The following is a 12,408-nucleotide window of genomic DNA, read 5'->3' on the forward strand; positions in this document are numbered from 1 at the left end:
GCGGTGAGATGAGTGAACTTCCCTGGCAGACAGTCAGTCTCGGCGAGGTTGATTCCTCGCCCGGGCATCTCACCGAGGTCGAGGTGTCCTATCAGGACCCCGCATCGATCATCTACACCTCGGGAACCACCGGCCCCGCCAAGGGTGTCGTGGTCCCCCACGCCCACATGCACACCTTCGCCGCGCACGTCGTCGACCAACTCGAGATCGTCTCCACTGACGTCTATTACGTGTGCCTGCCGTTGTTCCACGCCAACGCTCAGTTCATGCAGGTACTTCCGTGCCTCATGACGGGCGGCGAGGTGGTGATGGCCGACGCGTTCAGTGCGAGTCGCTGGCTCGCCGATCTCCGCGACTGCGGCGCCACGGTGACCAGTCTGCTTGGCGTGATGGCGCAGTACGTGTTCAACCGACCGGCGAGTGATGCGGACGTCGACCACCACGTGCGACGCATGGTCACCATTCCCATGCCGTCCGTGATCGCCGAGGACTTCGAGCGCCGCTTCGACACGACGTGCATCGAGGCATACGGCATGACCGAGATCTGCCTGCCTCTCTACCGCCCCGCCGGTGAGCCGCTGCGCCCCGGCAGTTGTGGCAAGGCACTCGACGAATGGTTCGAGGTCGCCATCGTCAACCCCGACACCGATGAACCCATGCCAGACGGCGAAGTCGGTGAGATCGTGGTACGCCCGCGCTATCCCTTCACGACATTCCTGGAGTATCACGCGATGCCCGAGCGAACAGTCGAAGCATGGCGGAACCTGTGGTTTCACACCGGCGATGCCGCCCATCGCGATGCCGACGGCTACTACTACTTCCTCGACCGCCTCAACGATCGCATCAGGCGCAAGGGCGAGAACGTCACGGCATACGACATCGAGGTGGCCCTCACCGAACTGCCTGAGATCGTCGAGTCCGCGGTCATCGCCATGCCCGCCACCGAGGGCGAGGACGACATCAAGGCCTTCGTCGTGATCGAGGACGGAGCTGCACCGCCCGATCCCATTGCGGTACTTGGGCATTGCGTCAAACGGCTGCCGTACTTCGCGGTCCCCCGGTATCTGGAGTTCATCGCCGAGTTGCCGAAGACTCCGACCGGCAAGGTCCTCAAGCGCACGCTCCGCGCCTCGGAGTCGACGGCCGCGGAATGGGACCGCGAGCGGGAGGGCTGGACGGTCAAGCGCGGCCTCGACCACCTCGTCCGTCTCGACGGCGCGCCCGGCTGATCGGACGGGTTCAGATGACCCGCCGCGGCCTGGCGGGCGCTTCGGTGCCCGCCATCGTGGCGTCGTACACGGCGGACATCAGCCGCGCGTAGCTGCGCGGATCCTGACCGACCGCTACGGACGGTTCAGCTTGAGCGGTGCCATGTTTCATAGCTAACAGCGCTCTCTTGTCGACGTTGACGTTGGAGTCGAGAGTGGCGATGGGCGCGGCGCTCCCCGCCCATCGTGGGTTCGAGAGCGCCGGCCCCACCTTCGGTCATTGCGCGGCTGGAGTGTCATCAAGGTCGTTGTTCTTGGTCTCGGGTAGAGCCAGGATGGCGAGCAGGCTGACTGCGGACAGAACCGCCAGCAGTACACCGACCCAGATGCTGGAGTAGTTCGCCACGATCTGAGCTGCCAGGATCGGCGGTACCGCACCGCCGATGATGCCGCCGAGGTTGTAGCTCAGGCCGGCCCCGGTGTAGCGGAACCGGGACTGGAACATCTCCGGAAGCAGCGCGCCCGCGGGCCCGTTGGCGACGCCGTACAGCGCCAGCGACACGGTGACGCCGATCAGGAAGGCGATGGGCGAACCGGTGTCGAGCAGCGGGAACAGCAACAAGGACCAGATCACCGCCCCGCCGTATGCGAAGGCGATGACCTTCCTGCGGCCGAGCCGGTCCGAGATGATGGCAGCGGCGGAGGTCACCACCGCCAACACCACCGCGGCGACCATGCCGAAGCCAAGGATCGTCGTCCGACTGAATCCCAGCGTGCCGGTGCCGTAGCTGGTCAGGAAGGTACTGCCGATGTAGAACATCGAGAACACGGTGGACATCGCTACGCCGGCGAGAGCGATCTGCTTCCACTGCTTGCGGATCGCGTCACCGAATGGCAGCTTCACCGGCGCGGCTTCGCGCTCCTGATTGCGCTTCTGATTCTTGAAGACCGGGGTCTCCTCCACCGACAACCGGATCCAGAGGCCGACCATGACCAGCAGGAGCGAGGCGATGAAGGGCAGGCGCCAGCCGTACTGGAGGAAGGTCTCGCTGGTGGCGCCGATGGTGATCGAGGCGAGCCAGAACGTTCCGCTGGCCAGGAAGAAGGCAACCGCCGGGCCGAGCTGCGGGTAGATGGCCATTCGTCCGCGCTGCCCCTTGGGGGCGTACTCCGCGGTCAGAAGTGTTGCGCCAGCCCACTCGCCGCCCATCGCCAGGCCTTGCAGGAACCGCATGGCCACCAGGATGATCGGCGCGGCGATCCCCACGCCGCCCTCGAAGATCCCGAAGACGCCTTCGTTGTAGCCGGGTAGCAAACCGATCAGGACGGTCGACAGTCCCATGATCAGCAGCGTCCACACCAGCGTGCGCTTGCGGCCGATCCGGTCGCCGAAGTGGCCGAAGAGCACGGAGCCGATGGGCCTGGCGACGAATGCGACACCGAACGTCGCGAACGACGCGATGGCACCCATGGACGGGCTGCTGCTGGGGAAGAAGACTGCCGGAAACACCAGCGCAGCGGCAGTGCCGTAGACGAAGAAGTCGTAGTACTCGATGGTCGTGCCAACGAGGCTGGCGGCGCCGACTCTACGAAGACCTTGGCGTTCAGCGGATTTTTCCTGAGCGGTAGCCAGAGCTGGGCTCTGCTGGGTCATGGGCATCTCCAATGGATGGGCAAGTTTGCTTGGTCCTACCATAGATGTGGTACATGCCACACGCAATAGGCTCGAGTAGCGCAGGACACACTCGGAAGCTGGAGGTTGAAGGAGACTTGGCAAACTTCGCAATTCGCAAGAACAACGCTCTCAATACTTCGCAAACTCGCCTCCTTGCCTGGTTCCCGGACTCTTGGAAACCTCGAAACATGACCGGCCGACGGCGGAGCACATGGTGAAGAGAGTGGCGATCGCCAATCGCGGCGAGGCGGCAATGCGCTTCCTCAACGCCGCGAGCGAATTCCGGATCGAGCGAGATGTCCCCCTGGAGACGGTCGCGCTCTACACCGAGGCCGACGCGTCCTCGTGGTTCGTACGCGAGGCCGACCACGCCGTGAATCTCGGGCCGACCATGACGACAGATCCGGTCACCGGTGCGCGCCGACACACCTACCTCGACCTGGAGGTGCTGGAGTCTGCGCTTCGCGCCAGCGCCGCAGACGCGGTATGGCCCGGGTGGGGCTTCGTCGCAGAGAACCCCGACTTCGTGCGCATGTGCGAGCGGATCGGCGTCCAGTTCATCGGCCCGACGGCTGCCGCGATGGACTTGCTCGGAGACAAGATCGCCGCGAAGCGGGTAGCCGAATCGGTGAACGTGCCGGTCGTGCCGTGGAGCCAGGGTCCCGTCGAAGACGCCGACGACGCGCTGGCGCATGCGAGGCGGATCGGTTTTCCGGTGGTTCTCAAGGCCGCCGCTGGGGGCGGCGGACGCGGCATTCGGGTGGTACGGGACGAGTCGGAACTGCCCGCCGCGTTCGAAAGTGCGCGCGCGGAAGCCCAATCGGCGTTCGGTGACACGACCATATTCGTCGAGGCGCAGGTCGTCGGCGGCCGCCACCTCGAGGTGCAGGTTGCAGCCGATACCGCTGGGACCGTGTGGACTCTCGGTCTCCGGGACTGCAGCGTGCAGAGGCGCCGCCAGAAGGTACTGGAGGAGTCCGCTGCCGTCGACGTCGACGACGAGTTGCAGCAGACGATCCTCGATGCGGCACGCCGACTCTGTCTCGCCGTCGAGTACACGAACGTCGGGACCGTGGAATTCCTGCTTCAGCCCAGCACCGGCGACTTCTACTTCCTCGAGGTGAACACCCGGCTCCAGGTCGAGCACACCGTCACCGAGGCGGTCACCGGCGTGGATCTCGTGAAGCTGCAACTCGACATCGCCGACGGCGTGCGCCTGACCGGGAATCCCCCTGCGATTCGGGGCCACGCCGTCGAAGTCCGGTTGAACGCAGAGGATCCCCGGCGCGGTTTCATGCCCTCACCCGGTCGCGTAGTCGAACTACGAATCCCTCAGGGTCCCTCGATCCGTACTGACGCGGGTGTGGTCGTCGGCGATACGATTGCCGCCGAGTTCGATTCCATGATCGCGAAAGTCATTGCCTGGGGCCGCGATCGGAATGAGGCGCTGGCCCGGCTCAGGCGCTCCATCGCACGCTCGGCGGCCGTGATCGAAGGCGGCACCACGAACCGGCGCTTCCTCATGGCACTTCTCGACAACGCCGAGATCCGCAGCGGACACGTCGACACGACATGGCTGGACCGGGCCCTGGACGCGGGAGTGCTGCTGGACTCCCCCGATGCTCCGCTCGCCATGGTCGGTGCCGCCGTCGAAGCGTATCGACTGGACCACGCCGACGCCCTCGAACAGTTCTCGGGCAAGGCGGCCCACGGTCGCCTCGATGCGGTCGACGACACCACCGTGACGGTCGATCTGGAGTACGAGGGGGGCCGCCGTTCCCTCCGCGTGCTGCGGCGGGGCGGAACCGACTTCGAGGTCGAGGTGGACGGAGCACTGATCGACGCCCGCTTCGAGGTGCTCGGTGACTTCGAACGCCGCATCAGCACAGGTGATTCCGAGCGACCGATGACGGTGGTCACCAGCGGTCCCCTCATCACCGTCGAACTCGGCCATAGCGTCTACCGCATCGTCAGGGGTTATGGCGGACTGGTCCGCGCCGAGTCGCAGTGCGTCGTCGCCAAGGTTGCCGTGGCGGTTGGCGACGAGGTCGAGCCGGGCGATCTGTTGTTCATCGCCGAAGCGATGAAGATGGAGTCGCCGGTACCGGCACCGTTCGCCGGTCGGGTGAGTGAGATCATCGCCGGCGCAGGGACTCTGGTTGGTGCGGGTGATCCGATCCTCCGGATCGAAGCACTCGACCACCCCGGCTCCGACGACACGGCTCAGCTGTCCTTCGCAGCTCTGGTCCGCGGCGTAGGGCATTCGGCGGAATCCGATCAAGACGTCCTGACCCGTCTCGTGCTGGGTCAGGATCTGAGCGACGACGCCGTCGGTGACACCGTCGCGCGGGTCGGCGGACTGTCCCTCGCCGCCGGGCTGCAGGTGCTGCGGATCGCCGCGGATCGGATGGCGCTGTTCACCGATGTCGCGAATTTGGATGGGAGCACGCGCCGCTCGACGCGGCCCGATCTCCTGCTTCTCGCGCTCCGCTCGCCGGATCGCATCGACGACGTCGCGCCAGCGGACTTCGTCGCACGCCTTCGCCGGATGCTCCGCCATTACGGTGTGACCGAGATCAGCCAGGGCAACGAACTCACCGACGCGCTCTACAACGTCTGGCGAGCCGAGCCCCGGCTCAACGCAATCGCGCAGACGTGCGTAGTCCTGCTGCAGACCTGGCTCGCGGCCGACCCGGTCCGGTCCACCGAACTCGTCGACGTGCTGGACGGGTTGATCACGGCATCGGAGGACACCCATCCGATGGTCGCCGACCTGGGTCGCGCGGTGCGCCACCGCCTGGTGGAGTACCCGGCCATCGAAGCGCTTCGCACGGCCGACGAGGCTGTCGCGGATCACCTGCTGTCCGCGACGGACACGCGGGACGCGACGATGTCCGGCCTGCTCCTACTGCCTGCACCGCTCGACCGCTACCTTGCGACGCAGACCAGAGGCGGGGGCGACCGTGCGGTGACCGCACTCGAGGCACTGGTTCGCCGCACGCACCGGCACCGTCGACTCGACCCCTTCACGGTGCTTTTCGACGAGACGACACCCGGGAACGACGCGATCGTCGGCGTGCGGTCCACACGCGGCGGTCGGGGTGATCCCGTTGTCCTGGTGGCAGTTTCCGGTGACTCGTCACGTCTGAGGGAGCTGCTGTCCAGATCCGCGACGAACCTGGACTCAGCGGGGACGGGCGCCGTGGAGATCGAGGTGTTCCTCGGGGACGCCGAGACCGAGCCGAACGTTCCTGCGCTGGAAGCCGCGGTGCGAGCCGAGCTCCCAGACCCCGTCGAGAACGGTCGGCACGTGACCGTGATCGTCACGTGGTGGCAGGGCGGCCGCGACGTCGAGGACGGGTCACGACGTCACTGCACCCTGATCTTCACTGACGGTAGCTTCTCGGTGGCCGACGAGCCGGCAGGCCTTCACCCGGCCACCGCCGACCGCGTGGAGTTGTGGCGCCTCGACGGTTTCGACCTCTGCCGGCTGACCGCCCCGGATGGCATCCACCTGATCAAGGCAGTGGCGAAGGAGAACCGTCAGGACGAACGACTGTTCGCCGTCCTGGAGGTGTTCGACCTGGACGTCGACACCGACTCGTCGCGCGCGAGCAGGTATCCGCATCTGACGAGCCAACTCTCGCAGGCCGCCATCGCGATCCGGCGCGCCAGGGCGGCCCTTCCCAACCCGTCGATCTCGCTGAGCAACCGCGTCGTGGTCTACGCCGAACCGACCTGGACGCTGAGCGACACCGAGTTGCAGGCGGTGATCGTGGAGCTGCTTCCGCTCACCCGCGGGCTCGGCCTGGAGAAGGTGGTCGGAAGCGTCCGAACTGAGGATCCGCTCACCGGCGAGCGCACCGAGGAGGTCATCCACATCACGACACCTCCCACGGTGGGCGTCATGATCGGACGAACCAAGCCGTCGCCGAACCGGATTCGTCCGATGTCGGAGTATCGTCGCCGCGTCGTGGCCATGCAGCGCCGCGGGCTGGTGTATCCGTACGAGATCGTCGAGCTGCTCGTCGGCACCGGGGCCACGCACACGGAGCTCCCCACGGGCGAGTTCGTCGAATACGATTTCGTGGCAGAGCGATTCGAGGTGGTCGCCCGACCACGTGGTGAGAACACGGCCCGCGTCGTCACCGGATTGATCGACAGCCGTCCCGCGACCTCCAGCGGCACCATCAGGCGGGTGCTCATTCTGAACGAGCCGAGCCGCGATCTCGCCTCGTTGGCCGAACCCGAGTGTCGGAGGATCGTCGCTGCCCTGGATCTGGCCGCCGAACTAGGTGTTCCCGTCGAGTGGTACGCAGTGTCGTCGGGCGCCCGCATCGCCATGGACAGCGGTACCGAGAACCTGGACTGGACGGCGGCCGTGCTGCGCCGCATCATCGAGTTCACTCGGGCCGGTGGCGAGATCAACGTCGTGGTCGTCGGGGTCAACGTCGGGGCGCAGTCGTACTTCGACGCCGAGTCGACCATGTTGATGCATACCTCCGGCGTGTTGATCATGGTGGCCCGAAGTGCCATGGTGCTGACCGGAAAACAGGCTCTCGAGTTCTCCGGCGGTGTCGCAGCCGAGGACAACGCGGGCATCGGCGGCTACGAGCGGATCGCCGGGCCCAATGGCCAGGCCCAGTTCTGGGTGCCGGACGTCGAGTCGGCGTGTGCCCTGCTGTTCCGGCACTACGAGTCGTCGATGCCCTTCGGAGCCCACTGGGAGACCGCTGATCCGTCGGATCGAGACATCAGTTCCCATCCGCATCAGAATGACGGCAACGGAACGTCTTTCGCGACGGTCGGCGACGTCTTCTCCACCGCTCACAACCCAGACCGGAAGCGACCGTTCGACATTCGATCGGTGATGTCGGCCGTCCGCGACCAGGACGCGCCACCGCTCGAGCGATGGACGGATTGGCAGGACGCCGAGAACGTCATCGCCTGGGACACCCGGCTGGGTGGTTTCGCCGTGTCGCTGATCGGCATCGAGTCGCGAAACCTTCGCCGCAGGTTGCCGCGTCCCGTCGACGGCCCCGACTCATGGACTGCGGGAACCCTTTTCCCGCAGTCGTCGAAGAAGCTGGCGCGCGTCATCAACGCCGCGAGTGGACGCCGGCCGTTGGTGTTCCTCGCGAACCTCTCGGGCTTCGACGGATCGCCGGAATCGATGCGCAAGCGGCAACTCGAGTACGGCGCCGAAATCGGCCGAGCCATCGTCAACTTCCGTGGTCCGATCGTGTTCTGCGTCATCTCCCGGTATCACGGCGGCGCCTACGTCGTGTTCTCCAAGTCGCTGAACCCCAATATGGAGGTCTCGGCCATCGAGGGTTCCCGTGCGTCGGTGATCGGTGGCGCGCCCGCCGCGGCGGTGGTGTTCACCAGGGAAGTGCGCGCCCGGGTGAGACAGGATCGCGCAGTCGCCGAACTCGAAAGCCGGCTCGCCGAGGCAGGCGCGGACGAGCGACCCGACCTCCAGCACCAGCTGCACGAACTGACCGGCAGGATCACCGCCGAGGTCCAGGCGGCCGTCGCGCGAGAATTCGACGACGTCCACACCGTCGAGCGCGCGCTGAAAGTGGGCTCGATCGACCACATCGTCACTCCGTCGGGCCTGCGTCCTTACCTGATCTCCGCGGTGCAGCGTGGCCTGGACAACACCAAGACCGACAACCGCACGACCGAAGTCCCACTGAGAGAAGGAACGCACCATGCCTAAAGTCGTCATCACGGGTCGAGGCATCATCGCCCCGATGGGCAACTCCGTGCCGGAATACCTCGACGCCCTCCGCAACAACGTCTCCGGCGTAGGCCGGATCAGCTGGCCCGGCGAGTCCGAGTCCTTCTGGTTCGCGCCGGTCCGGGACTTCGATCCGACGCAGTGGATGAGCGATAAGGTCGCCGACGGAACCGATCCCTTCGCGCAATGGGCGCTCGCGGCCGCCGAACAGGCCAAACTGGATGCAGGACTGGGCGATCTGGACCCGGAACGCACCGGTGTGGTGCACGGCACCAGCATGGGCGGCACCCGCTCGCTCAGCGCCGCGCAGCGCGGTTACGAACGCGACGGAGCCAAGGGCGTCGACCGCAAGACGATGATCCGCATCCTGCCGAACATGGCCGGTTCCCAACTGGCGATGCGGTATTCGCTGCACGGACCCCTGCTCACGCTGACCACCGCGTGCGCCTCCTCCAACGACGCCATCGGCAATGCCGCCCGGCTGATCCGGTCCGGTGAGGCCGACGTGGTGATCACCGGCGGCACCGAAGCGGTGACGCTCGGCGACGGCGACTTCGCGCCTGCCTGGTACTTCGCCCAAGCTCAGTACGGGATGATCACGTCCAGCACAGACGAGCGGCGCACCCTGACACCGTTCGACCGGGATCGCACGGGAATCGTCATCGGCGACGGCAGCGCGATGTTCGTCATCGAGAGCGAGGAGCACGCGCGCGCCAGGGGTGCACGCATCCTCGCCGAGATCGTGGGCTACGCGTCGCTGGCCGATGGGCCCCACCCGTCGGCTCCGGAAGCGAACGGCAAGTGGGAAGCCCTCGTCATGCGCAAGGCTCTGGCCAACGCCTCTCTCGAGCCGGCTCAGGTCGACGCCATCTACGCCCACGCCACCGGGACCGCCAAGGGCGACACCGCCGAGATCCGCGCGATCAACGCCGTCCATGGCGGCAGAGATCTGCCGGTCACCGGAATCAAGGGCCACACGGGTCACACGGGCGCGGCATCCGGGGCGATGAGCGCGGTGGCTGCGCTCGAAACCTTCTCCTCGGGCATGTTCCCAAACGCCTTCGGCACCGACGTCGTCGACCCCGAAGCGGACTTCCGCGTCATCACCGAGAAGCCCGCCACGGTGGAAGCCGAAGTCATCCAGATCAATTCGTTCGGCTTCGGTGGCCAGAACGCATCGCTGGTGCTGCGCCGGCCATCCGCCTGACCACTCCATCTCTCTCGAAAGGTAATTCTCCATGGGCAATGTGACTTATGACTTCACCGGACGATCCGTCATCGTGACCGGCGCTGCGCGCGGGATCGGGTTCGAGCTTGGCTCGTTCTTCGCCAACGCCGGTGCGCAGACCTACATGGTCGACATCGATGCCGACGAACTGCAGGATGCGGCCAAGCGGGCAGGCGGCGTGGCCGTCGTGGCCGACGTCCGCAGCACCGACGACGTGCAGGCTGCGGTGGCCACGGTCATCGAGGACACCGGCAAGGTCGACGTCGTGGTCAACAACGCGGGGGTGCTGCGGGACAAGGTGGTCTGGAAGCTCACCGACGAAGACTGGCAGGAGGTGCTCGAGGTCCACGCGGGCGGCACGTTCCGGTTCACCCGGGAGTGCGTCCCCCACTTCAGGGAACGCTCCTTCGGTCGCATCATCAACATCACCTCCTACACCGGTCTGCGCGGCAACCCAGGGCAGTCCAACTACGGAGCAGCGAAGGCGGGCATCATCGGTTTCACCAAGACCGCCGCCAAGGAACTGGCCCGGTTCGGTGTCACCGTGAACGCGATCGCCCCCAACGCCGAGACGCGGATGATCGCCTCCATTCCGCCGGACAAGAAGGCCGAACTCGCCGCGGGCATTCCGATGGGACGGTTCGCGCAGCCGAGCGAGATGTGCCCGGCGATTGGTTTCCTGGCCTCCGAGGAAGCCGGCTTCATCACCGGCACGGTGCTCGCCGTCGACGGCGGGATGTCGATATGACCGGTCTGACGATTGCCTCGTTGACCGAGCAGTCCGATCTCGACCTGGGCGCCAGCCACTGGATGGAGATCGATCAGCAGCGGATCGACACCTTCGCCGAGATCACCGAGGATCCGCAGTGGATTCACGTCGATCCCGTGCGATCGGCCAGCGGCCCGTTCGGTACCACCATCGCGCACGGCTATCTGACGATGTCGCTGATCGCGCCCGTACTGAACGAGTTGTTCGTGGTCGACGACGCCGTCGCATCGATCAACTACGGCGCCAACAAGATCCGCTTCCCCGCCTTCGTCCCGTCCGGCGCGCGGCTGCGCGGACGTCTCACCCTGCTCGGTGCCGAGCCCGTGGCAGGCGGGGTTCAGGCGTCGCTGCGGGTGACGATGGAGATCGAAGGCGGCGAGAAACCCGCGTGCGTGGCGGACGTGCTGATTCGACTGAGGGGCGGCGACGACCAGTGAAGGCCTACCAACTCCACTCCTACGACGGGCCAACGGCTTTGAGCCTCGACGAGGTGCCAGAGCCGTCACGTGACGACGACGTCGCGGTCGTCGAGGTCAAGGCGATTGGGATCAACTTCCCCGACCTGCTCCTCACCAAGGGCCTCTATCAGCGCAAGCCCGAGACTCCGTTCGTTCCCGGGTGCGAGGTGGCCGGTGTGATCAGCTGGGTCCCCGAGGGTTCCGGATGGTCCGTCGGGGACCGTGTGATGGCCTTCGTCTGGGACGGCTCGTACGCCGAATCGGTGGCGATACCGCTCAGTTCCCTGGTCGCGATCCCCGAGGAGATGGGATTCGACGTCGCGGCAGGACTGGTGGTGAACCACCACACGGTGCACTTCGCGCTGGCCCGGCGTGGCCGGGTGCTGCCGGGAGAATCCGTGCTGGTGATGGGCGCTGCCGGCGGGATCGGCAGCGCAGCCGTCCAGGTGGCCAAGGGGCTCGGCGCGAGGGTGATCGCCGGAGTGGCCGGCCAGCACGAGGTCGCCGTTGCCGAGGCATCCGGGGCCGACCACGTGATCATCCTCGAGAAGGGTTTCGCCAAGACGGTTCGCGATCTCACCGGCGGGGACGGCGTCGACGCCATCCTCGATCCCCTCGGCGACTGGCTGTTCGACGAAGGCGTCAGGGCCCTGGCATCCGAGGGCAGGATACTGATCATCGGTTTCGCGGCGGGTGACATACCGTCGCTGAAGACGAATCGCCTTCTGCTACGCAATGTCTCGGCCGTCGGCGTGGCGTGGGGAGCCACCCTGGACAAAGACCCCTCGCTGCTGTCCTGGGGCGCCGACGCGCTGCACCGGATGTACGCCGAGGGCAGCGTGCGCCCTCAGATCGGGCACCGGTTCACGTTCGGCGACATCCCGGCCGCGCTCACGCATCTCGACGCCCACCAGATCCGAGGCAAGGCGATCATCGAGATGGCATAGACAGTCGGCAGATCTGCGAAGTTTGCGAATGTGCGTCCTCGCAACCGTACTAGTCTGGTGGGGTGGACAAGGTATTCGCGGGCATCCGGCTCAGGAGGCTCCGTGAAGAACGCGGGCTCAGCCAGGTGGAGCTGGCGCGCATCCTCGCCATCTCGTCGAGCTATCTGAACCAGATCGAGCACGACGCCCGACCCATGACCGTCACCGTGCTGGTGCGGTTGACCGAGGTGTTCGGGATCGACCCGGCGTTCTTCGCCCCCCGCGACACCGCACGCCAACTCGCCGAACTCCGTGAGGCGCTCCCGGAAGTCGCGCCGGGGGTCCCCCACCCCGCCTCCGACCTGCAGCAGCTGGCGACGTCGATGCCGGAGGTCGCCGAC

Annotated in this window: 8 protein-coding genes and 1 pseudogene; 7 read left to right on the plus strand and 2 right to left on the minus strand. The window is 66.3% G+C overall.

Annotation, left to right across the window (positions count from 1 at the left end):
- Positions 1–1,229 (plus strand): AMP-binding protein (locus ACRDUX_RS09140; RefSeq protein WP_526413116.1); only part of this gene is annotated, 1,229 nt, incomplete at its 5' end.
- 13 nt (positions 1,230–1,242) lie between these two features.
- Here ACRDUX_RS09140 and ACRDUX_RS09145 read toward each other — a convergent pair.
- Positions 1,243–1,380: pseudogene (locus tag ACRDUX_RS09145) on the minus strand (transcriptional regulator); the annotation flags it as partial.
- A 105-nt stretch (positions 1,381–1,485) separates the two neighbouring features.
- A complete protein-coding gene (locus ACRDUX_RS09150; protein ID WP_526413118.1) occupies positions 1,486–2,862 on the minus strand; it encodes an MFS transporter in 1,377 nt (458 codons plus the stop codon).
- Between the two features lie 232 nt (positions 2,863–3,094).
- On the opposite strand from ACRDUX_RS09150, the gene ACRDUX_RS09155 reads away from it, so the two are divergent.
- The 6 genes from ACRDUX_RS09155 to relB form a co-directional block, all read left to right on the plus strand.
- Positions 3,095–8,605: an ATP-binding protein gene (locus ACRDUX_RS09155; protein WP_526413120.1), complete on the plus strand. Its 5,511-nt coding sequence runs from the start codon at positions 3,095–3,097 to the stop codon at positions 8,603–8,605.
- Complete coding sequence (locus ACRDUX_RS09160) at positions 8,598–9,833, plus strand: beta-ketoacyl-[acyl-carrier-protein] synthase family protein (RefSeq protein ID WP_526413122.1); 1,236 nt, start codon at positions 8,598–8,600, stop codon at positions 9,831–9,833. The genes ACRDUX_RS09155 and ACRDUX_RS09160 overlap by 8 nt, the downstream gene beginning before the upstream one ends.
- Before the next feature lie 31 nt (positions 9,834–9,864).
- Positions 9,865–10,602: an SDR family NAD(P)-dependent oxidoreductase gene (locus ACRDUX_RS09165; RefSeq protein WP_526413124.1), complete on the plus strand. Its 738-nt coding sequence runs from the start codon at positions 9,865–9,867 to the stop codon at positions 10,600–10,602.
- Positions 10,599–11,060 (plus strand): MaoC family dehydratase, encoded by a 462-nt coding sequence (locus ACRDUX_RS09170; RefSeq protein ID WP_526413126.1) that lies wholly within the window; start codon positions 10,599–10,601, stop codon positions 11,058–11,060. The genes ACRDUX_RS09165 and ACRDUX_RS09170 overlap by 4 nt, the downstream gene beginning before the upstream one ends.
- On the plus strand, positions 11,057–12,028 hold the full coding sequence (locus tag ACRDUX_RS09175; protein ID WP_526413128.1) for an NADPH:quinone oxidoreductase family protein: 972 nt from the start codon (positions 11,057–11,059) through the stop codon (positions 12,026–12,028). The genes ACRDUX_RS09170 and ACRDUX_RS09175 overlap by 4 nt, the downstream gene beginning before the upstream one ends.
- A gap of 62 nt (positions 12,029–12,090) precedes the next feature.
- On the plus strand, positions 12,091–12,408 hold a 318-nt coding region (relB, locus tag ACRDUX_RS09180; protein WP_526413130.1), incomplete at its 3' end, for a type II toxin-antitoxin system RelB family anti-toxin.

Origin of the sequence: Mycobacterium sp., assembly GCF_050701675.1 — a bacterium.
In the GTDB taxonomy this organism is placed as follows: domain Bacteria; phylum Actinomycetota; class Actinomycetes; order Mycobacteriales; family Mycobacteriaceae; genus Mycobacterium.